The organism is Aestuariimicrobium ganziense (genome assembly GCF_015352975.1).
Classification (GTDB): domain Bacteria; phylum Actinomycetota; class Actinomycetes; order Propionibacteriales; family Propionibacteriaceae; genus Aestuariimicrobium; species Aestuariimicrobium ganziense.
In genome coordinates, this window is sequence record NZ_JACYIZ010000004.1 from 271024 (window position 1) to 296792 (window position 25769).

The 25769-nt window shown below is 69.1% G+C and carries 22 protein-coding genes and 1 tRNA gene; 10 read left to right on the forward strand and 13 right to left on the reverse strand.

From position 1 onward, the window contains the following. Positions 1–4: 4 nt before the first annotated feature. Together IE660_RS09420 and IE660_RS09425 are read right to left on the reverse strand one after the other, a co-directional pair. Positions 5–1171, reverse strand: a complete 1167-nt coding sequence (locus IE660_RS09420; RefSeq protein WP_203568102.1) for a nucleotide sugar dehydrogenase — start codon at positions 1169–1171, stop codon at positions 5–7. A 142-nt stretch (positions 1172–1313) separates the two neighbouring features. Beyond that, entirely contained in the window at positions 1314–2144 is an 831-nt protein-coding gene (locus IE660_RS09425) for an aldo/keto reductase (RefSeq protein ID WP_203568103.1), read from the reverse strand. A gap of 95 nt (positions 2145–2239) precedes the next feature. On the opposite strand from IE660_RS09425, the gene argS reads away from it, so the two are divergent. Continuing rightward, entirely contained in the window at positions 2240–3883 is a 1644-nt protein-coding gene (argS, locus tag IE660_RS09430; protein ID WP_407929010.1) for an arginine--tRNA ligase, read from the forward strand. Between the two features lie 82 nt (positions 3884–3965). On the opposite strand, the gene ppgK is transcribed toward argS, so the two are convergent. The 6 genes from ppgK to IE660_RS09460 form a co-directional block, all read right to left on the reverse strand. Beyond that, on the reverse strand, positions 3966–4766 hold the full coding sequence (gene ppgK / locus IE660_RS09435) for a polyphosphate--glucose phosphotransferase (protein ID WP_203568105.1): 801 nt from the start codon (positions 4764–4766) through the stop codon (positions 3966–3968). A gap of 70 nt (positions 4767–4836) precedes the next feature. Next, complete coding sequence (locus IE660_RS09440; protein WP_203568106.1) at positions 4837–6645, reverse strand: PH domain-containing protein; 1809 nt, start codon at positions 6643–6645, stop codon at positions 4837–4839. Continuing rightward, a complete protein-coding gene (locus tag IE660_RS09445; RefSeq protein WP_203568107.1) occupies positions 6642–7130 on the reverse strand; it encodes a PH domain-containing protein in 489 nt (162 codons plus the stop codon). The genes IE660_RS09440 and IE660_RS09445 overlap by 4 nt, the downstream gene beginning before the upstream one ends. A 46-nt stretch (positions 7131–7176) precedes the next feature. Continuing rightward, positions 7177–7866 carry a DUF1707 SHOCT-like domain-containing protein gene (locus tag IE660_RS09450; protein ID WP_203568108.1) on the reverse strand — a complete coding sequence of 230 codons (690 nt, stop codon included), beginning with the start codon at positions 7864–7866 and terminating at the stop codon, positions 7177–7179. A gap of 98 nt (positions 7867–7964) precedes the next feature. After that, positions 7965–9101 carry a hypothetical protein gene (locus tag IE660_RS09455; protein ID WP_203568109.1) on the reverse strand — a complete coding sequence of 379 codons (1137 nt, stop codon included), beginning with the start codon at positions 9099–9101 and terminating at the stop codon, positions 7965–7967. Beyond that, a complete protein-coding gene (locus tag IE660_RS09460; RefSeq protein ID WP_203568110.1) occupies positions 9094–9564 on the reverse strand; it encodes an RNA polymerase sigma factor in 471 nt (156 codons plus the stop codon). The genes IE660_RS09455 and IE660_RS09460 overlap by 8 nt, the downstream gene beginning before the upstream one ends. 142 nt (positions 9565–9706) lie before the next feature. Between IE660_RS09460 and IE660_RS09465 the strand changes: the two genes are divergently transcribed. Continuing rightward, positions 9707–11977 carry an alpha-L-rhamnosidase gene (locus tag IE660_RS09465; protein WP_203568111.1) on the forward strand — a complete coding sequence of 757 codons (2271 nt, stop codon included), beginning with the start codon at positions 9707–9709 and terminating at the stop codon, positions 11975–11977. A gap of 127 nt (positions 11978–12104) precedes the next feature. After that, complete coding sequence (locus IE660_RS09470; protein WP_203568112.1) at positions 12105–13115, forward strand: aldo/keto reductase family protein; 1011 nt, start codon at positions 12105–12107, stop codon at positions 13113–13115. A 73-nt stretch (positions 13116–13188) separates the two neighbouring features. Here the strand turns inward: IE660_RS09470 and IE660_RS16405 are convergent, their stop codons facing one another. Further along, on the reverse strand, positions 13189–13809 hold the full coding sequence (locus IE660_RS16405; protein WP_203568113.1) for a sugar O-acetyltransferase: 621 nt from the start codon (positions 13807–13809) through the stop codon (positions 13189–13191). Between the two features lie 92 nt (positions 13810–13901). On the opposite strand from IE660_RS16405, the gene IE660_RS09480 reads away from it, so the two are divergent. Further along, positions 13902–13972: transfer RNA gene (locus IE660_RS09480), tRNA-Gly, on the forward strand. A 103-nt stretch (positions 13973–14075) separates the two neighbouring features. On the opposite strand, the gene IE660_RS09485 is transcribed toward IE660_RS09480, so the two are convergent. Next, a complete protein-coding gene (locus tag IE660_RS09485) occupies positions 14076–14387 on the reverse strand; it encodes a hypothetical protein (protein WP_203568114.1) in 312 nt (103 codons plus the stop codon). A 142-nt stretch (positions 14388–14529) separates the two neighbouring features. Further along, positions 14530–15129 (reverse strand): type II toxin-antitoxin system PemK/MazF family toxin, encoded by a 600-nt coding sequence (locus IE660_RS09490; RefSeq protein ID WP_203568115.1) that lies wholly within the window; start codon positions 15127–15129, stop codon positions 14530–14532. Positions 15130–15380: 251 nt separating this feature from the next. Between IE660_RS09490 and IE660_RS09495 the strand changes: the two genes are divergently transcribed. From IE660_RS09495 to IE660_RS09520, 6 genes are all read left to right on the forward strand, one after another. Next, on the forward strand, positions 15381–16568 hold the full coding sequence (locus IE660_RS09495; RefSeq protein WP_203568116.1) for a M24 family metallopeptidase: 1188 nt from the start codon (positions 15381–15383) through the stop codon (positions 16566–16568). Beyond that, positions 16565–17818 carry a M20 family metallopeptidase gene (locus IE660_RS09500; protein ID WP_203568117.1) on the forward strand — a complete coding sequence of 418 codons (1254 nt, stop codon included), beginning with the start codon at positions 16565–16567 and terminating at the stop codon, positions 17816–17818. Before IE660_RS09495 ends, IE660_RS09500 begins: the two co-directional genes overlap by 4 nt. After that, entirely contained in the window at positions 17815–19236 is a 1422-nt protein-coding gene (locus IE660_RS09505; protein WP_203568118.1) for an MFS transporter, read from the forward strand. Before IE660_RS09500 ends, IE660_RS09505 begins: the two co-directional genes overlap by 4 nt. A gap of 404 nt (positions 19237–19640) precedes the next feature. After that, positions 19641–20192 (forward strand): SigE family RNA polymerase sigma factor, encoded by a 552-nt coding sequence (locus IE660_RS09510; protein ID WP_203568119.1) that lies wholly within the window; start codon positions 19641–19643, stop codon positions 20190–20192. 9 nt (positions 20193–20201) lie between these two features. Continuing rightward, entirely contained in the window at positions 20202–22007 is a 1806-nt protein-coding gene (locus IE660_RS09515; protein ID WP_203568120.1) for a hypothetical protein, read from the forward strand. A 4-nt stretch (positions 22008–22011) separates the two neighbouring features. Beyond that, positions 22012–23652 carry a hypothetical protein gene (locus IE660_RS09520; protein ID WP_203568121.1) on the forward strand — a complete coding sequence of 547 codons (1641 nt, stop codon included), beginning with the start codon at positions 22012–22014 and terminating at the stop codon, positions 23650–23652. A gap of 33 nt (positions 23653–23685) precedes the next feature. Here IE660_RS09520 and IE660_RS09525 read toward each other — a convergent pair whose 3' ends face one another. Both IE660_RS09525 and IE660_RS09530 read right to left on the reverse strand, forming a co-directional pair. After that, on the reverse strand, positions 23686–24477 hold the full coding sequence (locus IE660_RS09525; protein ID WP_203568122.1) for a hypothetical protein: 792 nt from the start codon (positions 24475–24477) through the stop codon (positions 23686–23688). A gap of 47 nt (positions 24478–24524) precedes the next feature. Next, entirely contained in the window at positions 24525–25769 is a 1245-nt protein-coding gene (locus IE660_RS09530; protein WP_203568123.1) for an AI-2E family transporter, read from the reverse strand.

Consider the following 25769-nt stretch of genomic DNA (forward strand, 5'->3'; position numbering starts at 1 on the left):
ACGGTCAGTCCGAGCCGAACAGGTCGCGGGTGTAGACCTTGTCGGCGACATCGTCGAGCGTGTCAGTGCGGCGGTTGGCGATGATCACGTCGGCCCTGCGCTTGAACTCGTCCAGGTCGTTGACCACCTCGGAGTGGAAGAACTCGGGCGCTTCCAGTGCCGGCTCGTGGACGATCACGGTGATGCCCTTGGCCTTGATCCGCTTCATGATCCCTTGGATCGACGACTCCCGGAAGTTGTCCGAGCCGGCCTTCATGGTGAGCCGGTAGACCCCGACCACCTTCGGGTCACGGGCGAGCACGTCGTTGGCGATGAAGTCCTTGCGGGTGGTGTTGGAGTCGACGATCGCCCGGATCAGCACCTGGGGCACGTCGGCGTAGTTGGCCAGCAACTGCTTGGTGTCCTTGGGCAGGCAGTAGCCGCCGTAGCCGAAGGACGGGTTGTTGTAGTGGTCGCCGATGCGCGGGTCGAGCCCGACGCCGGTGATGATCTGGCGGGTGTCGAGGCCGTGGGCGGCGGCGTAGGAGTCCAACTCGTTGAAGTACGAGACCCGCATCGCCAGGTAGGTGTTGGCGAACAGCTTGATCGCCTCGGCCTCGGTCGACCCGGTGAGCAGCACCGGCACGTCGGGTTCGAGTGAGCCCTCGACCAGCAGGTCGGCGAAGCGTCGTCCGACCTCGGTGACGTCACCGACCACGATCCGTGACGGGTGCAGGTTGTCGTGCAGCGCTCGTCCCTCGCGCAGGAACTCCGGCGAGAACAGGATGGTCATCCCGGGGTGGTCGGCGCACAGCCGGCGGGTGAAGCCGACCGGGATCGTCGACTTGATCGCCACCAGGGCCGACGGGGCGTACTGGGCGACCTGGGCGACCACCGACTCGACGGTGGAGGTGTCGAAGAAGTTGGCCACCTCGTCGTAGTTGGTCGGGGTGGCGATCACGACGACGTCGGCGCCGGTGTAGGCATCGGCGGCGTCGGTGGTCGCCCGCAGGTTCAGCTCGACCTCGGCGAGGTAACGCTCGAGGTCGGCGTCGATGATCGGCGAGCGGCGCTCGTTGACCATCGCCACCCGCTCGGGGTTGACGTCGACCCCGATCACCTCGTGGTGCTGCGACAGGGTCACCGCCATCGACATGCCGACGTAGCCGAGCCCTGCGATGGCGATCTTCATGGTTCCGAGGGTAGTGGGGTGGTCAGCGAACGCGTGGTGTGCAGCGCGGACGATGCACCGCCACAGCCCGTTCCCCCGCACAAGAATCGAGTCCCCGCACCAACGTTGGTGCGGGGACTCGATTGTCGTGCGGGGGAATGGGTCACCAGGTGGCGGTCACCGGGTCGCCACCCATGCGGCGGCCGGCGTCCAAGGCGGTGATCCGCTCGACCTGGGCATCGCTCAGCTCGAAGCCGAACACGTCGAAGTTCTGCTCGATCCGGGCCGGGGTGACCGACTTCGGAATGACGATCAGGCCCTTCTGCAGGTGCCAGCGGATGATCACCTGGGCGGGCTCGACGCCGAGCTCACGAGCGATCCCCTTGATCACCTCGTGGTCGATGTCCTTGGGCTCGGTCGAGTTGCCCAGCGGGCTCCACGACTCGGGGGCGATGCCACGCTCGCGCAGCTGGGCCAGGAAGTCCTCGCGCACGAACGTCGGGTGGATCTCGATCTGGTTGACGCTGGGCACCGCGCCGTTGAGCTTGTCGAGGTGCTCGATGTTGAAGTTGCTGACGCCGATCGAGCGGACGAGGCCCTCGGCCTTGAACTCCTGCATCGCGTCCCAGGCCTCGATGTAGGCCTCACCGTGCTTGATGACGCTCGGCCAGTGGATCAGGTAGAGGTCGACGTGGTCGAGCCCGAGCAGGCTGAGGCTCTTCTCGATGCCGCGACGGGCGTCGTCACGCTTGTGGTCGGGGTTGTCGAGCTTGGTGGTGACGAACAGCTCGTCACGCGCGATGCCGGACTCGGCGATGGCCTTGCCGACGCCGTCCTCGTTCTGGTAGCCGGCCGCGGTGTCGATGTGGCGGTAACCGACCTCGAGGGCCTTCGAGACGGCCGGGACGATCTCGTCCGAGGTGACCTGCCAGACGCCGAAGCCGAGCTGGGGGATCTGGACGCCATCGTTGAGGGTGATCTGGGGAACAGACATGCCGCACCTTTCTGAATGGGGGTTCAGCACCACCCTATGGCAGCTGCGGTGGCCGGTCAGACGGTCGCGCAGGGCAGTCGTTCGCTCGTGGAAGAATGGCGCCCATGTCGTCTCTGCCCTCGAAGCTCTCCCAGCGGGTCGAGGCCGTCGCCGGGGTCGATCCCGAGATGCGTCCGGCCACCAAGCCCCAGTTCGGTCACTTCCAGTCGAACGTCGCGTTGCGCCTGGCCAAGACCGAGGGACGACCCCCGCGCGAGGTCGCCGCCGACATCGTCAGCCGACTCGACCTGGACGACCTGTGCGAGCCGCTCGAGATCGCCGGCCCTGGCTTCATCAACTTCCGGATCAAGGCCGAGGTGCTCGCTGCCGAGGCCGCCGCAGTGTTGGACGACCCGCACGCCGGCATCGTCCAGACCGACGAGCCCCGCCGCGTGGTGATCGACTACTCCGCCCCGAACGTGGCCAAGCAGATGCACGTGGGCCACCTGCGCACCACGATCATCGGCGACTGCTTCCACCGGGTGCTGCGGGCCCAGGGCCACACCGTGATCGCCCAGAACCACATCGGTGACTGGGGCACCCAGTTCGGCATGCTGATCGAGCAGATCACCGACGAGGGGATCGACGCCTCGACGCTGACCCTGGCCGAGGCCGACGAGCTCTACAAGCGGGCCGCCGCCCACTTCAAGGCCGACGAGGAGTTCGCCCACCGCTCACGTGCCCGGGTCTCGCAGTTCCAGGGTGGGGACGAGCAGTCGCTGGCCATCTGGCAGCAGTTGGTCGACGTCTCCAAGGTCGGCTTCGACGCCGCCTACGAGCGGCTCAACGTGCTGCTCACCGACGACGACCTGGCCGGTGAGTCGACCTACAACGCCGACCTGCCGGTGCTGGTCGACGAACTGGAGCGCTCCGGGGTCGCGGTGGTCGACGACGGTGCGCTGTGCGTGTTCGTCGACGGGTTCGAGGCGCCGCTGATCGTCCGCAAGCGCGACGGTGGTTACGGCTACGCCACCACCGACCTGGCCGCGATCCGCCACCGGGTGCGTGACCTGGACGCCGACCGGATCATCTACGTCACCGACGCCCGCCAGTCCGGCCACTTCGCCCAGGTCTTCGCCGCCGCCCGCAAGGCCGGCTTCCTGCCCGGTGACGTGGTGGCCGAGCACGTCGGCTACGGCATGGTGCTGGGTGAGGACGGTCGTCCGCTCAAGTCGCGTGACGGGTCGGCGGCCAAGCTGAGCGACCTGCTCGACCTGGCCGAACAGAATGCCGCGCCCTCGATCGCGATCGCGGCGATCAAGTACGCCGACCTGTCGTCGGGGCTGCAGAAGGACTACACCTTCGACGCCGAGCGGATGACCAAGACCACCGGCGACACCGGCCCCTACCTGCAGTACGCTCACGCCCGGTGCTCGCAGATCCTGCGCACCGCCGAGGCCCAGGGCCATGCCGTCGGAGCGATCAGCGTGCTCGCCGAACCGGCCGAGCACCAGTTGGCGCTGCTGCTGTCGCGCTTCGGCGAGATCGTGGACGAGGTCGCGCAGTCGCTGACCCCGCACAAGCTGTGTGGCTACCTGTATGAGTTGGCCGGTGCCTACTCGACCTTCTACGAGCAGTGCCCGGTGCTGCGCAGCGAAGGCGAGGTGCGCTCGTCCCGGCTGGCGCTGTGCCGAGCCACCCAGAAGGTGCTGGCGACCGGGCTCGACCTGCTGGGCATCGAGGCTCCCGAGCGGATGTGACGTCGGCCCTGGCCTGATCATGCACAACGGCCGCCGGATCACTCCGGCGGCCGCTCGTGCAGATCAGTTCAGGAGCTGGGCCTCACACGACCTCGTTGTCGGAGTCGACCCTGACCACGATGTCGGGGTGGGCGCGCCGGTAGTCGGCCTGGGCGGCGGCACCGATGATGCCGGCCTTGTTGCGCAGCGCCGCGGGGATCATCGGGGTCTTCAGCTTCAGCAGCGGCATCCACTCCGCGTGGTCCTTGCTGACGCCGCCACCGACCACGAACAGGTCGGGGGAGAACAGGAACTCCAGGAACGAGTAGTAGCGCTGCAGCCGCTCCTCGGCCCACTCCTTGTACGACAGGTTCTCCTTGTCCTTGATCGAGCTGGCCGCGCGGCTCTCGGCGTCGTGGCCGTCGATCTCGAGGTGACCGAGTTCGGTGTTGGGGATCAGTACCCCGTCGTAGATCAGCGCCGAGCCGATGCCGGTGCCCTGCGTGGTCAGCAGCACCAACCCGGGCACGCCCTTGGCCGCGCCGTGCTGCACCTCGGCCAGACCCGCGGCGTCGGCGTCGTTGACGATCGTGGTCGGACGCCCGAGGAACTCGGTGAAGAACTTCTCGGCCTCCAGCCCGGTCCAGTCCTTGTGCAGGTTGGCGATGAAGGGGATCTTGCCGTGCACGACCGGGGCCGGCACGGTGATGCCGACCGGGGAGTCGCCGATGACGTCGGCGAAGTTGTCGACGATCTCCTTGACGACCTTCGCGACGTTCTCCGGCGTCGACTTCGAGGGCGTCTCGATCCGCAGCCGCTTCTCGGCGAACTCGCCGGTCTCCAGGTCGACCGGGGCGCCCTTGACCCCCGAGCCGCCGATGTCAATGCCAAGAACAATGCTCATGCGCTGAGCCTAGAGCCTGGGGGTTTGCAGAACGCGGCGACCCGAACAATGGATCAGCCTCGACCATGCGTCACAGTTGTTGCGACGAGTTCGGGTTCCCGGGGTGCGGGGCCTGTGCGTCCCAGCTGCTGGGGGCAGCGGGCGGCGCCGCCGTGGGTGGAACACCACCGACCGGCCGTTCCCCATCCGGTGTGGCAGCCAAGGCCGCGGCCTGCCGGGCACGCGAGAGTTCAGTGCGTACGAGGTGCCCGGCCTCGGCTGCGTCCATCGACGGGATCGACAGCGTCACCGGGCCATTGGTGATGTGGGCATGGACGCTGGCCAGCCCCAGACGACGCTGCCACGGCCCCTGCGACAGTTGCACCGACTGCACCCTCGCGTGGTGCACCACCGACACCGTGTGCTGGACGAGCCCGCCCCGGTGCAGCAGCACCTGGTCGTCCAGGCCCCAGCGGTGGGTGTGCCAGGTGAGCGGACGAAGCTTTCGTCCACGCTCGGGCAGTGGCTCAAGGGCGACCTGTTCGGGGTCGAAGCCCGGCCACACCGCCTGCAGCGCGGTCAGCACTTGCGGCCAGTAACCGGCCGGCATCAGCACCGTCGAGCCACCCTCGTCGGCCTCCTCACCGCTGTAGCCGAGCACCTCGATCTGCACCCGCCACAGCCCGAACGGCTTGGCCAGTACCGACTGGCTGATCGAGAACCCCTGGATGCGGTGCACCGGAACGGTCTGGGTGACCGTGGTGGTCAGGCCTCGTCCGATGCGCACCGTGCCTGAGGACGACTCGCTGAGCTGGTAGTTCCACTCCTTGATCAGCCGGTTCGAGATGAACCCGAACAGGCCGAAGGCGGCCGGGACGACGATGCCCGCGCTCCAGACCTCGCCGGTGATCAGGTAGGGCACCAGCCCGAAGGCGAGCAGGCCGACCACCGACATCACGAACTCGGGCGAGGTCACCGCGCCGAGCACCAGCTGTGCGGGGGTGAGCCGGACGAGCACCCGCGTCGGTTCCTGCGGCAGTGCGGAGGGGACGACGGTCGGCTGCCACTGACCCGGTGGGGTCCACGGTGCCGGGTCACCGGGCTGCCCCGAGGTGGCCGGTGCCGGCTGCTGGACCGGTGCACCGGTCGACCCGGGCGTCCACGACGGTGCGGCACCCGGCTGAGTCGGCTGGGCCGGTGGGGGCGCGATCGCGGGTGCGGTCTGGGGGTGGCGGGTGACCGTGGCACGCCGCAGCAACTCGTCACGCAACTGCTCGGCGGCGGTCCGCTTGAGGAACTGGATCTTCTTGGCCTCGCCACCGGCGTCGACGCGAAGCGCCGCCAGACCGAGCAGCCTCGCGGCGAACGGCTGGACGATGTCGACCGACTGGATCTTGCTGTAGAGCACCCGGTCGGACTGGTGCTGGATGAAGGTGTGGTCGATCCGCAGGCCGTCGTCGTCGAGCACGAAGCGGGTGTAGCGCCAGCTGAAGTAGCCGATGACCACGGTGATCAGGCCGATGAACACGAGCACGCCCAGGCTCACCCACAACCGTGCCCCGGTCCAGTTCTCGGGGTCGAAGCCGTTCTCGAGCACGTCGCGGCCGAGGAAGAAGATCAGTGCGACCAGACCGATCCACCCCTGGACGAACGGGCTCAGCGGATGCGGGCGCTGCCCGGGGTCGGGCGGCGAGGCCGGTGCCGGCGGAGTCCACGGAGCGAGGGGTTGCTGCCCCGGCTGCAGGTCATGGCCGTGCGCCGGCGGCTGGTGGCCGGTCGGGGGTGTGGGGCGCTCGTCCGGGCCGGGTGCCCGAGGCCCCGGCGGAACCGGGGGCACTGGCGGCACCTGCGGGGGCTGCGAGCCCCACGGCGGATCGGGGAACCGAGGTGGCTGGGTCACAGGCCGGCCTGCCGGTGCTGGGCGCGCTCGGTGAGCCGGTCACGCAGGGCGATCGCGTCGTCCGCGGTCAGGCCGGGGATGCTGGCATCGGTCGACGCCGACGCGGTCACCAGTTGCACGCGAGCCAGTCCGAAGTGGCGCATCACCGGACCTGAGCTGACCTCGACCACCTGCATGCGGCCGTACGGGACGATCGACAGGTGGCGGAACCACAGCCCGTGGGTGACGTAGAGCTCGTCGTCCCGCTCGGCGTAGCCCCACGAGGCTGCCAGCCGTCCCTGACGGACGTAGCGCCAGGCGACCAGGACGAGCAGCGCCACACCGACCGCGACTGACACCCACCACGGCGCCCACACCACCAGCGGGGTCATCACGATCAGGGCGAAGATGCCCCAACCGATCAGCACGCTGACCCGCTTCATCGACGCGTAGCGCGGCGAGAGCCGGCGCCACTGCTCGGTGGGGGGTGCGAAGAGCTCGTCCATGCCGGTCAGCCTGCCAGCCCCGGCGGTCACGGGCACAACCGCGTGGTCACTTCTTCTTGGTCAGGCCCAGCTTCACGCCCAAGCTCTCGTGGTCGGGTCCGTAGACCTTCACGTCGGCCATCATCACGAAGCCAGTGATCGTGATCGTGGGTGAGCCGACCGGAGCAGGACGCATCCCCTTGACCGTGATGTCACCCATCACCGAGGTGGTGCGGTCGATCACGATGACACCGTCGGGCACGTGCAGCTTGACGTCGCCCATCACGCAGTTGACGTTGATCTCGCACTCGCGGGCCTGCATCACCCCACCGCGCAGGTCGAGGATCGCATCGCCCATCACGACGTTGATCGAGGTGCGCCGCGGCATCTGCCAACCGGGTTCGCGGCGGCGGGTGGCCATGATTGCGGTGATCGTGTCGCTGGTGTGGCCCGCGGCAGGATCGTCCAGCACCACCAGGCCGGTTCCGGTGGACTCGACCGGGTTGACCATGCCGGCCGGACGAGTCGCGTACTGCTCGGTCATCGGCGACGGCATCAGGTCGGCGGTGATCGGGCGCAGGTCGTTGAACGTCTTGGACGCCAGCACCAGGTCCATCCGCTCGTCGAGTTCGTCGTGGGTGATCCGCCCCTCGGCGTAGGCCGAGTTCAGCACCTGCGTGACCAGGTCACGGTCGGCGTCGGAGACCCGCATGGATCCCGGGTCGTGGCTGGGCTGGGGGAGCGGATGGCTGGTCATGGACTCACCGTAAGCGGCCGTCGGGTCGGTGTCAGCACCGCGTGAGGCTGTTCAGGGACGATCTCGGGGGTCGCTCAGGGTGCCCTCCCAGCCGCCGGTCAGCGGCCCGGGGCCCGTGCCGTCGGCGTCTGGCAGGCGACGGTGGACGAGCACGGCTCGTTGAGGGCGGCCAGTGCAGTCGGCGACGGCTGCCACTTGTGAGCCTTCCCACCGATGCCTGCCCAGACCGTGTCGCTGACCAGGTCGAACTGGTAGGTCCGTCCCCGCTGGTCGACGGCGACGAACCACGGTCCATCGGCAGAGCCGCCCATTTCATCGCTCGTCTGTCGGCGCAGGCCCGTCCGCAATTCGTCCAGCGTCGCACGATCAGTGACCTCGAACTGGGTGGCGGTCCTTCCCACCACCTGCGGGAAGGCACAGCGGTACACGCGCACCGTGGTGCTCGGATCAGCGGGCAACCAGCTGTCCCGGGGGATCGAGCACGGGTCGGCGGGTGGTTCCAGCGTTGTAGACGGCGTCTGCTGCTGGTCGAAGGCGGCTCGCACCGCGGTGATCACTCCTGCCGCCCCGGTGCGTTTCCCGACCGGCCCACAGGACGAGAGCTGGCCGGTGACCGCCTCGGTGTGGCCGTCGGGATAGCTGAACATCAGTTGGAAGGCGGCGGGGAACAGTTCGGGTTCACACGAACCGTCAGGGCTCTGGTTGTAGGCGTCGATGATCCCGGCCACACCTGTGGTCAGGACCTCGGCTGGTGGCTGGACCTGCAGTCCGTGGGAGCCGGCGTCGCACAGCAGCATCGACGTGGCCCCGGGCGACAGCGACGCTGGCTGGTCGGTGAGGTGCACGCGACCGTCGACCAGCCTGACCGGGCCGCACGGGGTCTGCCAGCTCTCCTGACGCTTGCCGTCGACTTCGGTCTGCGAGGGAGAGGCCGTGCGCCACGTGGGCGCAGGGGTACGTGGGGGCGTCGACGGTGAAGTCGTGCGGTTCGGGGCGGTGCTGGTCGTGGCGGGAGCCGCTGTCTGCGCGGGGGAGCCGTTGCGACCCCCCGTCAACTGCGAGACGCCCACCACCAGGGCGACCAACAGCACTGCCGCGGCGGCCAGCACCACCAGGCTGCGTCGTCCCCCGCCTTGGCGGGTTGGAGGGGCCGCCAGCGGGGGCGGAGCACCGGCATCAGCGGCCCGACGCGCCATCATCGAGCGGAGTCTGGTCTCGAGGTCGTCGTCAGTCATGGTCCAACTGCTTCCTGAGGGTGGCGAGGCCACGGTGGACGTGTGAGCGGGCGGTGCTGGTGGTGCACCCGAGCGTTGCGGCGATCGCGTCGTAGGACGCGTCGTCGTGGTAGCGCAGCACCAGGGCGGCCCACTGGTTGGCAGGCAGCTCTCGGCACAGGGCCCAGAGCGCGTCGTCTGCCGGGTCGGGGTCGGTCGCCGAGCCCTGCAGCGAAACAGGGTCGTCGACCAGGACCAAATGCGGCCCGCGGCTGCGTGCGCTCGAGACGTGGTTGACGATGGCGCGCTTGACGTAGGCCAGCCGGCCACGCGGTTCGATGCGAGGCCAGTGTGGAAGGCAGCGTGACATGGCCTCCTGGACGGCGTCGCGGGCCATCTCCCGCTCACCCGCGACGAGATGGGCGAAGGCGATCAGCGCGCGGCCGTGGTCGCGGTACCACTGCTCGACGTCGTCGACACCCATGTACTCAATACTCGCGGGCGCCCTCGGCCGTTGCAGCCAGCTGGGTTGGCCGTCATCTGATGTCCGGAAACCGGCACAAGTTGGCGGTGACCGGGGCAGGCTGGTGTGACCGACCAAACTTCTGCCCGTTTGAGGACACCTGATGCCCACGCCCACCCCCGCCCTGCCCGAACTGTTCGCCGAAGCGCAACTGCTGTCCGCCGACGCCGACCACGGGGCGGTGCTGCTGTTCACCGGTCGAGTCGAACTTGACGCCCCGGCCGACCAGATCCGCCGCGCGACGTTGTGGACGACCGCGCACGGAGTCTTCGAGGCCACCGTGAACGACCAGCCCACCAGCGATGCCGTGCTCAATCCCGGCTGGACCGCCTACGAATGGCGGCTGCAGGTGATCGAGGACGACGTGACCGACCTCGTCCGGGGCGGTGACAACGCCGTCGAGGTGGGGCTGCGGCTGGGCAACGGCTGGTGGCGGGGCGACCTGGGTTTCCTCGGTGCCGAGGCCAACTACGGCGACCGGATCGGGGTGGCAGCGGTGCTCGAGGTCGAGCATGGCGACGGCGCGATCCAGCGACTGTCCACCAGCCCCGACTGGACCTGCACCACCACCGACACGGTCGCCAACTCCCTCTACAACGGCCAGACCATCGACGCCCGGCTGCGCCATGAACCGGCCACCGCGCTCGACGTGACCACCCTCGACCTCGACCGCGAGACCCTGGTGGCGCAGGCCTCGCCGCCGGTGCGCCGACACGAGGTGCTCCGCCCGACGTTGAGCACCTCGCCGAGCGGTGCCCAGCTGCTCGACTTCGGTCAGAACCTGGTCGGTTGGTTGCGGGTGAGCGTCGACGGTCCTGCCGGTGCCGAGATCACCCTGCGTCACGCCGAGGTGCTCGAGCACGGCGAATTGGGCGTGCGTCCGCTGCGCGGGGCCCGGGCCACCGATGCCTTCGTCTGCTCGGGCCAGCCGGAGGTGTTCGAGCCGACCTTCACCTTCCATGGGTTCCGCTACGCCGAGGTGTCAGGCTGGCCGGGCGACCTGGCCGCCGCGGTCGACTACGGCGCCATCGAGGCCGTGGTCGTCCATTCCGAACTCGAGCGCACCGGCTGGTTCGAGTGCTCCGACGACCAGGTCAACCAACTGGTCAGCAACTCGATCTGGGGGCAGAAGGGCAACTTCCTGTCGGTGCCGACCGACTGCCCGCAGCGCGACGAGCGGCTGGGCTGGACCGGTGACATCGCCGCCTACGCCGCCACCGCCGCGGGCCAGTTCGACGTGGCCGACTTCCTCGGTTCGTGGCTGGTCGACCTCGAGCTCGAGACCCGCCACTCCGGGCTGGTGCCCAACGTGGTTCCCGATGCGCTCAAGCTGGTCGCCCACAAGATGCCGTTCGCCATGAAGACCCCGACCGCGATCTGGGGTGACGCGTCGGTGTGGGTGCCGCAGGCATTGTGGTGGGCCTACGGCAACCCGGCCCGGCTCGACGAGCAGTACTCGGGCATGGTGCAGCACCTCGAGGGCGTCGAGAAGGTGCTCTCGCCCACCGGGTTGTGGGACACCGGGTTCCAGTTCGCGGACTGGCTCGACCCGGACGCCCCGCCGGACGACCCCGCCGCCGCCAAGGCCGACAAGGGCGTGGTGGCGACAGCGTCTCTGTACCGCTCGGCGTCGTTCACCGCCGAGGCCGCCCGAGTGCTCGGGTTGGACGACGACGCCCCCCGCTGGCAGCAGTTCGCCGATCAGACGAAGGCTGCCTTCGTCGAGCACTACGTGTCCGAGAACGGGCAGGTGTTGTCGGACTGCGCCACCGTCTACGCGCTCGCCCTGCACTTCGGCCTGATGCCGGACGACCTCGTCCAGGCGGCCGCTGACCGGCTGGCGGAGTTGGTCGAGCAGGCCGACCACCGGGTGTCGACCGGCTTCGCCGGCACCGCGTTCGTCACGTGGGCCCTCAGCGAGCACGGTCATCCCGAGTCGGCCTACCGCCTACTGCTCGAGAGGGAGTGCCCCTCGTGGCTCTACCCGGTGACCATGGGTGCCACCACGATCTGGGAACGCTGGGACTCGATGCTGCCCGACGGCTCGATCAACCCCGGCGAGATGACCTCGTTCAACCACTACGCGCTCGGAGCGGTCTGCGACTGGCTCTACCAGGTGGTCGGCGGGATCCGCCCCGGCGCTCCCGGCTATGCGTCGGTGCTGCTCGCGCCCGTGCCCGGTGAGGGACTGGACTGGGCGAAGGCTGCCCGCCAGACCCCGCGTGGACGAGTCGAGTGCGCCTGGCGGCGCGACGGCGACGACATCGTGGTCGACGTGCTCGTCCCCGACGACGTGCCGGCGGTGCTGCGTCGTCCGGGTGGCAGCCAGGAGGAACTTGGCGCTGGTGCGCACCAGCGCCGCTGGACGTCCTGAACCGCCGGGTCCGCTGCCCGTCGCGGAGGGGGCACTCCCAGCACCTCTCAAGCCACCCGCTAGTCGGGTGAGGGTCGAGTAGCGTCAGAGACAGGCGTCCGCCGGGACGACAGAGAGGACATGCACGATGAAGTTCCGCTACCTGGGCAACTCGGGTTTCAAGGTCTCGGCGATCAGCTACGGCAACTGGCTCACCCACGGTGAGCAGGTCGAGCAGGACATCGCCTTCTCATGCGTCAAGGCCGCGCTCGAGGCGGGCATCACCACCTTCGACACCGCCGACGCCTACGCAGAGGGCCGCGCCGAAGAGGTGCTGGGCAAGGCCCTGAAGGACCAGCGTCGCGAGAGCCTCGAGGTGTTCACCAAGGTCTACTTCCCGACCGGCAAGGGCCCCAACGACACCGGTCTGAGCCGCAAGCACATCCACGAGTCGATCAATGCCTCGCTGAAGCGGCTCGGCATGGACTACGTCGACCTCTACCAGGCGCACCGCTACGACCACTTCACCCCGCTCGAAGAGACGATGGAGGCCTTCGCCGACGTCGTCCGTTCGGGCAAGGCGCTCTACATCGGCGTCTCGGAGTGGACCGCCGACCAGCTGCGCGAGGGCCACCGGCTGGCGCGCGAACTGCACATCCCGTTCGTGTCGAACCAGCCGCAGTACAACATGATCTGGCGCGTGATCGAGCCCGAGGTGGTGCCGACCTCGTGTGAGATCGGAGTCTCGCAGGTGGTCTACTCCCCGTTGTACGAGGGTGTGTTGACCGGCAAGTACCTGCCGGGTGAGGCCCCTGCCGAGGGCACCCGCGCAGCCACCGAGGGGGTCAACACCTTCCTCACCAACAAGCTGCAGGACCAGACCCTGCTCGAGCGCGTCCAGCAGCTCAAGCCGATCGCCGATGAACTCGAGATCACCATGGCCCAGCTCGCGCTGGCCTGGATCCTTGCGAACGACAACGTGGCCTCGGCGATCGCCGGGGCGTCCAAGCCCGAGCAGATCACCGCCGCTGCGGCCGCGGCCGACATCGAGTTGCCGTCCGACGTGCTGACCCGGATCGACGAGGTCCTGGGCGATTCGGTCAACCGCGACGCCTCGGCCACGGCGCGAAGCGCACCCACCGAGCGTCTGGTCTGGTGACCTCAGGTTCCGAGACCGACTGGGCTGCCGGGTTGCTCGTCCGCGAACTGGACGAGCAGCCCGCGGCCACTGGTCAGTGCAGGTCGGTGAAGCGGTTGCGGATGGTGTCGTCCGGGCTGACCTGACGGACGACCCGAGCTGGCACCCCGACGGCGATCGAGTTGGCCGGGATGTCGCTGGTCACCACACTGCCGGCGCCGATCACGCAGTTGTCGCCGATCGTGACGCCGGGGGTGACCACGACGTTGGCGCCGAACCAGCAGTCGTTGCCGATGGTCACCGGCTCGGCCCAGCACAGGGCCCGTCCGACCCCGTCGCTGCCGACCACGCTGCGCCGCTCCTCGGCGATCAGTGGGTGCTGCGGGGTCACGATCGTGCAGTTGGGCCCGAATGAACAGTGGTCGCCGATGGTGACCAGCCCGTCGTCCTGCACGGTGAAGTTGAAGTTCATGAAGCAGCCGTGCCCGATCGTGGTGTGGCAGCCGTAATGGATCTGGATCGGGCCCTGAACCCGGGTCTTCTCGCCGATGCCGGCGAACAGGTCCTCCAGGATGCGCTGGCGTCCCTCGGCGTCGGTCTCGGGCAGGGCGTTGAACTGCTGGCTGAGCAGGTGCGACTTCGTCTTGAGCGCAACCAGGTCGGGGTGTCCGGGAGCGAACAGTTGTCCACTGAGTGCGCGTTCTTCTTCGGTCATGGCCCGATCCTGATCCTGTGCAAGTGTTGGTCAACGGGTGCTGGTGAGCCCGGCTGCTCGGTGCGCTAGAGTCGGGTCCGACCTCAGGTCACGCGGGCGTAGCTCAATGGTAGAGCGCCAGCTTCCCAAGCTGGACACGCGGGTTCGATTCCCGTCGCCCGCTCTCTTCATGCCCATTCGGCGTTGTCACCGTGGTGCCGGGCGCACTGACGACGAGTCGAGACCACCCGGGTGAAGGTGGTCTCGACTCGTCGCCCCAGGGGAGCTCAGATCACGGTGTCGAGCACCTGCAGCACCTGTTCGACGGTGATCAGAGGCTCGTCGAGCACCGGGTTGTTCTTGAGCAGTTCTGGGTGGTTGGTGCGCTGGGTCAGGATCACCATCTTGCCGTCCTTGACGAACCAGACCGTGCGCGCTTCGCGCCGAGGATCTGCGGGAGGGGCACTGTCGTCGGCGATCACTGCTTCCTCGACCACGTACCAGCCCTTGCCGTACTTCTTCGCGGTGCCGTCGTCGGTGACCAGGTCCTCGCTGTAGGTGAACTCGACCTCTTCTGCACCTGCACTGTTCGAGAGCACACCGAGCCAGCTGTAGGCCTTGGGGCCGGGGGGATCGATGGGCTTCGCGTCGGTCGACCTCGATTCGTGAAGGGGTCCTTGGCCTACCGACGCATCGAGGGGGGTGAGGAGGTGTGACAGCGAGTTTCAGCCGGTGCTGGGCTCAGGGGTGGTGGCGTCGCACCTCAGTGGCCACCTCGTTGAAGCGGTGCTCGTCCAGCACACCGCCGTCGCGGCGCACGTCATCGGGATTGATCCGCACGATCCGGTCGACCCGGGCCTCCGAGGGACGACGCGAGCGGTCCCAGGCACCGCTGCCGACGTCGACCCAGTGGCGGCCGGCCCGGCGCTCCTGCTCCTCGTCGCGGTCGTGGTCCTTGCTGGTCAGCGGCAACCCGAGAAGCCAGTCGCCGTCTCGTCCGATCAGCAGCACCGGACGATCCTTGCCCTCGGTGTGGTCCTCCTCGTAGGGCACCCACGACCAGACCACCTCGCCGGGGTCAGGCCGGTTGCCGGGCACCGGTGCGTAGCTGATGTCGGGCCTGCCGGTGAAGTCGCCGGGGTAGTCACGCGACAGTTCGGGGCTGCGCCGGGTGGTCCTCTGCGTCGTCCGGGTGGTCTGCCTGGCGCGGGTGGTGGTCCTGCGCTTGGTGGTCGATCGACGCTTGGTGGCCGTGGTCCGGCGGTTCACCTGCTTGGTGAAGGTGTCCTTCAGCGCCCGCCCCAGGGCGTTCAGCAGGCGGTTGCCCAGCGTTTGGCTCATGGGGCGACGGTACAGGGGAGTGAGGGGGGTGGTCTCGACACGGGCTCGTGCCTCGCCCTACTCGACCAACCATCCCTACTCGACCAACCAGGGCAACGGGCTCGTGCCTCGCCCTGCTCGACCAACCCGGGGGCGTGTCTCGGGGACAGGACGCCACCCCCGGTCAGACCTCGAACGATAAACTCACAGCACTCGCGGCTCGACGGCGCGGCCACGCCCCGCCGAGGCGCCGACACCGGGATGGGGGCACGATGACGTTCGATCCTGCTGAGTACCGCCAGCGCCGCCAGCGTGCCGCCGAGGCCGCCCGCACCAAGGGCTACGCCGGCCTGCTGGTCGCCGACCCGGCCAACCTGTACTACCTGACCGGCTACAACGCCTGGTCGTTCTACATGCCGCAGTTCCTGCTGATCGCCGCCGACGACGCCACCACCCTGTTCGTCTCGCGAGAGATGGACGCCAACGGCGCCCACCGCACCGCCGCGCTGGCCCCTGACGAGATCCTCGGCTACCCCGAGACCACCGTCCACCGCCGTGACACCCACCCCTGCACCTGGGCAGCGGACGAACTGCGTGCCCGTGGCTGGGCCGAACGGTTCGCCGGCGGCCAGGTCGCGATCGAGGGGGACGCCCACTTCTTCAGCGTCCGCTCGTACCTCGCCCTGCGCGACGGTCTGCCCGAGTGGAACCTGGTCGAGGGCCACGGTGTCGTGAACTGGCTGCGGCTGGTCAAGTCCGACGCCGAGGTCGACCTGATGCGCAAGGCCGGACGGATCGTCTCGAACGCCATGGCCGTCGGCATCGACGCGATCGAGGTCGGTGTGCCGCAGCACGAGGTGGTCGCTGCCATCCAGCACGCGCAGGTCGCCGGCGTCGACGGCATCGACGGTGACTACCCAGCGATCGTCCCGCTGCTGCCCGTGGGCGAGGCCGCCGACACCCCGCACCTGACCTGGTCGGCTCGCCCGCTGGTCGCTGGTGAGACCGTCTCGATCGAGATCGCCGGCGCGCACCAGCGCTACCACGCCCCGCTGGCCCGATCGGTCGCGGTGGGGCAGGTCTCGTCCGACCTGGAACGACTCGGCGCGCTCACCGCCGAGGGCCTCACGCTCGCGATCGAGGCGGTCAAGCCCGGACGCACCGCCGGTGAGGTCGCCGGGGTCTACTGGGACTTCCTGGCCCGCCACGGACTGTCGAAGAACTCCCGGCTGGGCTACTCCATCGGCATCGGCTACCCGCCCGACTGGGGCGAGGGCACCGTCAGCATCCGCCGCGAGGACACCACCGAGGTGCAGACCAACATGTGCTTCCACTTCATCGCAGGCATGTGGATGGACGGCTACGGCTGTGAGTTGTCCGAGGCGCTGCGGGTCGGCCCCGACGGTGCCGAGGTGCTCACCAGCGCACCGCGCGAGCTGATCCGTCGAGGTGCGTCGTGAGCGGCGGACCTGGTCAACGAACTCGCTCTGCCGAGCTCGCTGACTGGTCCACCGAACGCCTCGTCGACCTCGCCTCGCGACTGATCTCCGCGCGCAGCGAGAACCCGGACCTGCGTCCCGACCCCACGCATGAGGCCGATGCGGTCGACCAACTCGAGCAGGAGGCGCTCGCGCTCGGCTTCGAGGTCACCCGCCAGACCGTCGTCGCCGGACGCGACAACCTCACCATCGTCTCCGGCGCCGACCGGCCAGGTGCGGCGCTGGTGTTCCTCGGCCACAGCGACGTCGTCCCCGCCGGTGCTGGCTGGACGCGCGACCCGTTCGGTCCCGTGGTCGAGGGCGGTCGGCTGTACGGACGAGGCTCGACCGACATGAAGGGCGGGATCGCCGCAGTGCTGGCCACCATGGACACCCTCGCCCGTGACCCCGACTTCACCCACCCGGTCGAACTGCTGGTCACCGTCGACGAGGAGGACTTGGCCACCGGCGTCCAGCACCACCTCGCCGATGCCGAAGCCCGTGATCTGCTCGCCTGCATCGTCGCCGAACCCACCGACCTCGACGTGATCGTCGGCTGCCGGGGGGCGGCCAACCTGCACCTCGAGGTGACCGGACGAGCCGCGCACGCCGGTCGTCCCAGCGACGGGGCCAGCGCGATCATCGCCGCCAGCCAGATCGTCGCCCTGCTCAAGCGCCAGCATGACCAGCATGCTGACGCCGCCGGTGGCGACTTCTGGACCCCGACCTGGAATGTCGGACGAATCGTCGGTGGCCACGGCACCTCGATCGTCGCCGACCACTGCTCCCTCGACGTCGACCGCCGGCTGATGCCCGACGAGCAGCCCGAGCAGGTGCTCGAAGACCTGCTCGAGGCGATCCGCGCCGAGGGCATCACCGGCGACGGCATCGAGGTCACCGGCCGGCTCGACATGGCCATGCCCGGCTTCCTCTGCGACGAGGACGACCCGCTGCCCCGCGCAGCGATCACCGCCGTCCACGCGGCCGGTCGTCCCGACGCCGAACTGCAGCGCTGGACCGCAGCGTGCGAGGGCGGGTTCCTCGCCCAGCACCACGGCGTGCCCACGATCGTCCTCGGGCCGGGTGAGATCACCACCCAGGCCCACCAACCCGACGAGTCCGTCGCCGTCGACGACCTCGCCACGGCCGCCCGCGCCTACCTCGGGCTGGCCCACGCCCTCGCCGACGCGGCGGTGGCGGAACCCCTCCTGACCGGGAAGGACACCCGATGACCATCGCACCGATGACCGCCCCGCTGCCGCGCACCCGCGAGGCCGACCTCAGCCCCGACCAGCGCCACCGGATGCGCAAGGCGGTTGCCGGGTCGGCCATGGGCAACGCCCTGGAGTGGTTCGACTACGGCATCTACGGCTACCTGACGCTCTACATCGGCTACCACTTCTTCGAGCCGTTCTCGTCCGACCCGGGCTCGCAGCGACTGTTCGCGCTCGCCGGCTTCGCGATCTCGTTCCTGATGCGCCCGATCGGCGGCATGGTGCTCGGTCCGCTGGGTGACCGGATCGGACGAAAGCGCGTGCTGGTGCTCACCATCGGCCTGGTGTCGGTGGCCACGGCGACGATCGGACTGCTGCCGACCGCCCAGCAGATCGGCATCTGGGCGCCGATCCTGCTCTTCCTTCTGCGGATCGTGCAGGGTTTCTCGGCCGGTGGTGAGTACGCCGGGGCTGCGGTGTTCATGTCGGAGCACGCCCCGGACGACCGGCGCGGCTTCTACGGCTCGTTCCTGGAGTTCGGGACGCTGGCCGGGTTCTCGGCCGCCGCCGTGCTGTGCACCGTGCTGACCATGATCGTCGGCGAGGACGGGATGAACTCGTTCTGGTGGCGGGTGCCCTTCCTGATCTGCCTGCCGCTCGGCCTGCTGGCGATCTGGATGCGCCGCTCTCTGACCGAGTCCGAGACCTTCACCGAGATCGAGCAGGCCGGCGAGACCGAGAGTTCGTTGTCAGCGCTGGGCAACCTGGTGCGCAACCACACCGCCCAACTGCTCAAGCTCACCGGCTTCGTGATCATGCTCAACGTCGCCTTCTACCTGGTGCTCACCTACATGCCGACCTACCTGTCGGACTCGCTGGGCCAGGACGAGGTCTCGGCCGGCTGGATGCTCGTGGTGATCCAGCTGATCATGATGGCGATCATCGCCCCGATCGGCTCGCTCACTGACCGGGTGGGGCGTCGTCCGGTGTTGATCGCTGCGGCGGTCGGCTTCACGGTGCTGTCGATTCCTGCGGTGATGCTGATGGGGCAGGGGAGTGCGGTGCTCGAGATGCTCGGCATCGGCATTCTCGGACTGCTGTTGGTGGCACTGATCTCGAACATCTCGGCGACCCTGCCGGCGCTGTTCCCGACCAATGTTCGCTACTCGGGCTTCGCGCTCGGCTACAACATCGCCACCGCGATCTTCGGCGGCACCGCAGGCTTCATGGTGCAGTGGCTGATCAACAAGACCGACATCACGATCATGCCGGGTATCTACTTGGCGGCTGCGGGTCTGATCGGTCTGATCGCGGTTGTGTTCTTCCACGAGACCGCGGGACGATCGCTGCGCGGACTGCACCTGCCCGGCTCGGACGACGAGGCCCGGCTGGCCAACGGCGAGACCCTGATCGGACGGGTGAACAGGGCTCGCTGAGACTGGGGTCGTCCGCGGTGGGACGAGGTTGCTGGCGTCTTGGGATCGCGGCCAATCACCCGAGTGGCGGATCGCTCCGTGACTACCCGGAGTGATCCGCCGATCGGAGGTGGCCCCCGCCGGTGGGGTGGGCTTGGCCAGGCGATGGTGCTCCGACCGATTCGTGGCGTGAAATCGTCGGCTGACCACGTGTTTCACGCCACAGATCGAGTCATGTTGGTTGAGGTGGGCGCAGCCCAGCGGGTTCGTGGCGTGAAATCACCGAATGAAGGCGCGGTTCACGCCACAAACCACCTCCGGGGCACCGACCGCGAGCAGCTGCCCGCCACCAACCCGCCGCCCCTGTCAACCAAACGAGCCCGCCTCCCCCGTTGGGGTGGTGAGGAGGGTTGACAATGGCCACCATGGTGCACGAGCCCGAGCAGCGGGTCTGGGCGAACTTCGAGGAGTTCGTCTCGCTGCGGGGTGCTGCGCTGTGGCGGTCGGCCTGGCTGCTCACCGGTGATCGGCAACGTGCCGAAGACCTCGTCCAGGACGCGTTGTCTCGCTGCTGGACGAAGTTCGACCGGCTCAACAACGACGAGGACTCGTTCGAGGCCTACGTGCGCACCTCGATCTACCACGCCCACCTGGCCTGGTGGCGTCGCGGATCGTGGCGTGAGGCCCCGCGCGAGACCACGCCCGAGCGGACGAGTGCCGCCGACCAGCATGCCGACGGCGACCTGGCCCGGGCGCTGCTCGACCTACCACGTCAGCAGCGGGCAGTCATCGTGCTGCGCTACTTCGACGACCTCACCGAGGTGCAGACCGCAGAGACCCTGCGGATCTCGGTCGGGGCGGTCAAGCAGCACGCCCACCGGGCGATCATCGCCCTGCGCAACTCTCCTCACCTGGCCGACGCCGACCGCGCCGCGCTTCCCCCACTCCCCACCGACCGCCCACAGGGCAAGGACTGAGGAGCACCGATGAACGACTTCCGCGACCGCCTCCAGCAGGCACTGCCGGACGATCCTGATACCAGCGAGTGGGCCGACAAGGCCGTCGACACGTGGTCTGCCCGGTCGCGCCGGCGCAATGCCGTCGCTGGCGTCGGCGGGGCCGCCGCAGTCATCGCCGCGGTGTCCCTTGCCATGACCCAGTTCGGTGGACTTGGGACCAACGGCCCTGCAGTGGGTCCCGCTGAGGCCGGCCGTGGCAGTGCCCTACCAGCACCACGGACGAGCGCTGCCTCGTCCGACCCCGACGCCCCCGTGCAGAACTCCGGCTGCCCAGCCGACGGACAGGCCTACCTCGAGCCCTTCGAGGGCGACCTGCCGACGGGTGCGGTCTCGCTGCGCTGGTGCACCGCGACCGATGGCAGTGCATTCATGAACGAGTGGACGCCTCCCGAACTGCTCACCCAGCGTCTCGACGACTGGATCAGCACCTACAACGCGCTGCAGACGGCCCCGGCCGACCGGGTCTGCCCGGCCAACTACTCGACCCCCGGCGCCGCAGTCCTGACCTACCCCGACGGCAGCACCCGCACCGTGGGTGGCATGGCCGCCGGCTGCGGAACGATTGGCGGCAGGCTCGGCTTCGACACCATGCGCTCGAAGACGATCGAGCTCTACCAGAGCCAGCGCGGAGAGGCATTCGTACCAACCAAGGCGTCTTTCACCCCGTGCGCGGCCTTCCAGTCGACCATCCCCGGCCGCCTCCATCAGACGACCTCGGCGGCGCTCTGCGCCTTCGGGCCCGACACCGCCAAGCTGATCGCTCCCGACGCCGTGGCAGCCCTGGTGCGCGACATCAGTGACAACCTCGAGCGCTACCTCGGTTCACCCAACCTCGACGGGCCCACCCTGCACCTCTACCAGGACAACGGCGAGATGCTCGTCCTGCAGTTCAGCAGCGAGAAGGCTGAGTGGTTGATGGCCGACGGCCCGAACGCCTGGAAGGTGTGGAAGCCGAACGAGACCTCACAGAAGGTGCTGGCCGCCGCCCGTGCCGCGTCGCCTGCGCCTTCGTCGAGCTCGTCGTCCCCCAGCGTCCCCATGGAGGTCAACGATCCCTGTATGTCGACGTTGTTGTCAGCCTCCGGAACAGACCCGCTGCCGCTCGGGGCGACCAAGGTGTGGATGTGTTCCACCTACCGCTACGCGCCGCCGGAACCGCTCGAGGGCGAGCGTGCGGCGAAGTTCGCCCAGACCACCCACGGGTCGATCGAGCCGTGCATCGCCCAGCCGGGCGACGAGTCGTTCATCGCCGAGTACCCCGACGGCCGCCGCGTCCGCCTGATGATTCCCAAGGCCGACTGCATGCAGCAGGTCTCGGCCATGCAGGAGTTCCCCCGGATGTTGGCCGAGCAGCGATCCGAGACCGGGCTGGCCAAGCCCCTGCAGAACATGGGCAAGCTCTGCGACCTCGACGTGGTCGAGAACGTGATGCCGATGGCGCTCGGTGACGTCACGACGGTGCGCCACTGCCGCTTCACCATGAGCCTGCAGGACGAGCGCCACACCGCGGGAGTGCTGTTGTCGCCAGCAGAGCAGAAGCTCGTGATGGACGACCTGCGGGCGAACTCGGTCCGTCGGCAGACCCGGATCCCCGCCATGAGGGCCACCTTGGCCCTGCTGCGTGACAACGGCGAACGCATCTGGGTGCGCCACGCCGACGCCAACGCCAAGACCCTGTACTGGCAGTTGCCCGGCGCCGAGGACTCCTACGAGTGGACCCCCACGCCCCAGGTGCAGAAGATCCTCGACCGGCTGACGACCACCGGCGAGTGACGCCATGCTGACCTGGCGACCCTGGGTGGGGTGGGTCATCGGGATCGTCTGCCTGACCGCCGTCGTCGCTGGGGCAGTCTTGCTGCTGTGGCCCAGTCAGGACGAGCCACTGCCGGCAGAGGTCTGGCCGGTCGAGGTCGACCCGACGCCTCGTCCGGGCTGCCCCGAGCGCGAACCGGACTGGCCATCCGATGCGGTCGAGGTCGCCGACGACGTGGTCAGCCTGCAGTGGTGTCCGGTCAAGGACTCCGCCGACGGGGCGACGCATCCGCCGGCTGAGGTACTGACCACCGGGCTCGACCGCTGGGTGGCGACCTTCAACGCCCTTCCCCCGGCCAAGTCGAACATGCCCTGCCTGGGAGTCGGCGCACCGAGTTACGTCTACGTGCTCGCTCACGCCGATGGCAGCACCCAGACCATCGTCGGCAGCCGCGCGGGCTGCGGCATCATCGGCGGTCGCGGCGGTGCCAGCTCGATCGAGGAGCTGACCCTGTCACTGTTCACCCAGCAACGCAGCGCCGGCTTCACCCGGGTCGCGGTACCCCACTACCCGTGCGACCCGTGGGAGTCGCTGCTGACCCCCAGCGTGGACGAGGTCGACCGTGCCGTCATCTGCGGGTGGACCGATGGCGTCGGGCCAACCCCGGACGCGACCATCGGCTCGACCCAGCTCACGGCCCTGCTGGCCGACCTGAAGGCCAACACCAAGTCCGGCACCGAGGACCACACCCAGGGTGGGCTCGACCTGCAGTTGCTGGCCGTCGACGGTGACCGGCTCCGCCTGCACCAGACCGCGACCGGCGAGTTCTCCTGGCGGGTGGGGGAACGTTGGTACCGCTGGATGCCGTCACCGACGACCCTGCAGTTGCTGCGCACCGTGCTGGACGAGTCGACCGGATCGCCCCATCCGTGCGAGCAGGGCCTGGCCCGGGTGCTCCCGGTCGGTCAGCCGCTGCCCGACGGCCCGGTGCGGGTGTGGATCTGCGGTGGGTCCCGGTTCGCCCCGCAGGATGCGCTCACCACCCGCTTGGACGACCTGGTGGCCGCCAGCCAGAGCCCGACAGGCTGCGCCCGTGGCGAGGCCCTGGTCGCCGAGTACGCCGACGGCAGCCGAGTCAGGCTGCCGGCGGGCGCGGACTGCCCCGGCAACGAGCCGGAGCAGCCCAGCGCCGCCGGGCAGTCGACCCTGATACGCACCTTCGTCCGGCTGTTGGGGCGCCAGCGTGCCGACGCTGGCTCCGTGCCGCCCGGTGGCGCCAAGGAGGCGAAGTTCTGTTTCGGTCCCCAGGTTGGACTGATGCCGGTGAGCCCCGCCACCGCCACTGGCACGGTCTTCTGCGACTTCACCCCGCCCGGTGGCACCTTCGAGGAGCGCCACATCAGCGGCATGCTGCTCACTGATGCCGAGCACCGGTTGGTGGTGGCCGACCTGGTCGCCCACTCCTCCAAGGACACCGCTGGCCCCGGCGACGACCCGCAGGTGGTGCTGGGCCTCGTCCAACCCAGCGGCGACCGGTTGCAGGTGCTCCGAGCTCGTGGCAGGAATGCCCCGCTGTTCTGGCGCGACCCGACCACGCTGCAGTGGTACCGGTGGACGCCGTCAGCCGACGTCGAGAAGGTGTTCGCGGCCTGGCGTCTCAAGTGAGGACGACCTGCTGCCCGAGTGCGCGGTGACGCGTCAGCGGTAGCGGGGCAGTGGTCCGTAGACGACGTTGCTGGTGTCGCGGGGATGTTTGGGGACCGGCGCCCGGTAGGCCTCCCAGTAGCCGAAGTAGCGCGACACCTGCGGCAGCCACAGCACCACAGCGCCGAGCACCGCCAAGGGGATCGCAGCCCAGGCCACTTGGTTGAGCAGCAACCCCAGGAAGCTCAGCACCGCCGCGACGATCGCAGCGATCCGGCTCCAGCGGTAGCCGTTCCAGGCCTGGAACCCGGCCACCGCCGGGGCGGTCACCATCACCAGCGCGGTCAGAGCCACCAGCACCGCCCACATCAGCGACTGCCACGAGCCGGGCCGGTCGTGGGTGAACCTCAGCATCCGGGCGGCCGAGAAGTAGGTCTCCATGTGGATCGAGCGCCACCACACGATGCAGTACGCAACAGCCGACGCGACCGCACTGGCATAGAGCAGGCCCATGCCCACCAACATCGTGGTGTCGCGCCGTGGTTGACCGGTCGCCTCGCTGATCGGCAGCTGGGGCTCCAACTCGTCCAGCGGCGGCAGGGTCAGGATCTCCTTGGGACGCGCCGCCGCTGGCTGGTCCGGTGAGGGAGGTGAGCCGTAGGGGGCACCTTGCTGTGCAGCCCCGTAGTGGGGTGGGGCGGGCTGCATCGGCCACTGCTGCGGGACGAACTCACCCTCGGGGGTCTGTGCAGGAGGCTGCGGGGGTGACAGCGTCTCGGACATGGGCGCCTCGTCGGCACGACGAGGACGCGGAGCGGTGGCGTCGTCGTCGTGCTGGTCGGTCACCCGGCCAGACTAGCGCGACCACGGTCTGTCGCTCCCCGTGCCGGTCCTCAGGGGCTGGAGGCCGACGGCGCGGCGTGGGCTGGGTCGACTCCCTCATCGTGGTGGTGGCGCCAGCCGTTGACGAAGGCCTTCGCGAAGGCCAGCACGGGCACCGCGATCAACGCACCGACGATGCCGCCCAAGGTGATGCCGAGCGCGATCGCGATCAACACCCCCAGCGGGTGGATGGCGACCATGCGCCCCATCAGCAGTGGCTGCAGCACATGGCCCTCGACCTGCTGGATGACGACGATGCCGATCAACATGATCAGCGCCTTCAGCCAACCTCCGGTCACCAGCGCCACCAGTACCGCCACCGATCCGGCGGTGAAGGCGCCCACGATCGGGACGAACGCACCCAGGAACACCAGCGCGGCCAGGGCGGCGGCCATCGGCACCCGCAGGATCAGCGCCAGCAGGAACAGCGGCAGGGCGTCTGCGGCCGCCACCACGATCGTGGCCCGCACGTAGGCCTCGAGTGAGTCCCAGCCACGGTGCAGGGCGCGCAGGGTGCGCGGACGATCGTCCGGGTCGAGCAGGCCGAGCCCGGCCCGGGTCATCGCGCGTCCGTCATAGAGCATGAAGAACAGCGAGAACAGTGCGATCGCCATGCCGGCGAGGAACGCACCCAGGCTGGTGCCCGCACGGGCGGCATAGCCGGCCAGCAGCGACGGGGAACGTCGTGCCCAGTCGGCGATCTGGGTGCCCCAGGTGGTCAGTTGCTCGGTGGGGATGTGCAGGGGGCCAGAACTCAGCCACCCGAGAAGTCGCTGGTAGCCGGCGTTGGCCTGGCGCACCAGGTCGTCCCAGTTCGACGCGATCTGCCAGCCGATCAGGGTGATCACTCCACCCACCAGCAGCAGGCCGCCGAGTTCACCGACCGCAACCGCGAGGCCGCGGGGCAGACCCCACTTCTGCAGCCGAGTGATCACCGGGCGCAACAGGGCGGTGAGGAGCAGCGCGATCGCCAGCGGGATCGTCACCTCCGAGAACCGCATCAGCACGGCGCCGATGCCGATGATGCCCGCAGCCACCAGCAGCAGCCGCCACGACCAGGCAGCCGCCACCCGCAGCGACCACGGCACCGAAGCCTCGGCCTCGCCGGTGCGGGCGACCTCGCGCAGCGCCCGGCGTTCGGGGGCGGGCAGGTGGGTGGTCGGTGGTGCCGGTGGGGGAGGGCTCATCCGCCTCGGACGACCGGGCGTCGGTCGACGGCCGCTCAGCCGGCTGCGCCCGGGACGTGCGCCGGCCAC

Coding starts and splice junctions, on each gene's coding strand:
- ppgK (WP_203568105.1), bottom strand. CDS start 4,766: ATGAGCATTGTTCTTGGCATTGACATCGGCGGCTCGGGGGTCAAGGGC.
- IE660_RS09425 (WP_203568103.1), bottom strand. CDS start 2,144: ATGTCTGTTCCCCAGATCACCCTCAACGATGGCGTCCAGATCCCCCAG.
- IE660_RS09460 (WP_203568110.1), bottom strand. CDS start 9,564: ATGGGTGTCGACGACGTCGAGCAGTGGTACCGCGACCACGGCCGCGCG.
- IE660_RS09520 (WP_203568121.1), top strand. CDS start 22,012: ATGCTGACCTGGCGACCCTGGGTGGGGTGGGTCATCGGGATCGTCTGC.
- IE660_RS09505 (WP_203568118.1), top strand. CDS start 17,815: ATGACCATCGCACCGATGACCGCCCCGCTGCCGCGCACCCGCGAGGCC.
- IE660_RS16405 (WP_203568113.1), bottom strand. CDS start 13,809: ATGACCGAAGAAGAACGCGCACTCAGTGGACAACTGTTCGCTCCCGGA.
- IE660_RS09515 (WP_203568120.1), top strand. CDS start 20,202: ATGAACGACTTCCGCGACCGCCTCCAGCAGGCACTGCCGGACGATCCT.
- argS (WP_407929010.1), top strand. CDS start 2,240: ATGGCGCCCATGTCGTCTCTGCCCTCGAAGCTCTCCCAGCGGGTCGAG.
- IE660_RS09450 (WP_203568108.1), bottom strand. CDS start 7,866: ATGACCAGCCATCCGCTCCCCCAGCCCAGCCACGACCCGGGATCCATG.
- IE660_RS09490 (WP_203568115.1), bottom strand. CDS start 15,129: ATGAGCCAAACGCTGGGCAACCGCCTGCTGAACGCCCTGGGGCGGGCG.
- IE660_RS09495 (WP_203568116.1), top strand. CDS start 15,381: ATGACGTTCGATCCTGCTGAGTACCGCCAGCGCCGCCAGCGTGCCGCC.
- IE660_RS09470 (WP_203568112.1), top strand. CDS start 12,105: ATGAAGTTCCGCTACCTGGGCAACTCGGGTTTCAAGGTCTCGGCGATC.
- IE660_RS09420 (WP_203568102.1), bottom strand. CDS start 1,171: ATGAAGATCGCCATCGCAGGGCTCGGCTACGTCGGCATGTCGATGGCG.
- IE660_RS09510 (WP_203568119.1), top strand. CDS start 19,641: ATGGTGCACGAGCCCGAGCAGCGGGTCTGGGCGAACTTCGAGGAGTTC.
- IE660_RS09455 (WP_203568109.1), bottom strand. CDS start 9,101: ATGACTGACGACGACCTCGAGACCAGACTCCGCTCGATGATGGCGCGT.
- IE660_RS09445 (WP_203568107.1), bottom strand. CDS start 7,130: ATGGACGAGCTCTTCGCACCCCCCACCGAGCAGTGGCGCCGGCTCTCG.
- IE660_RS09465 (WP_203568111.1), top strand. CDS start 9,707: ATGCCCACGCCCACCCCCGCCCTGCCCGAACTGTTCGCCGAAGCGCAA.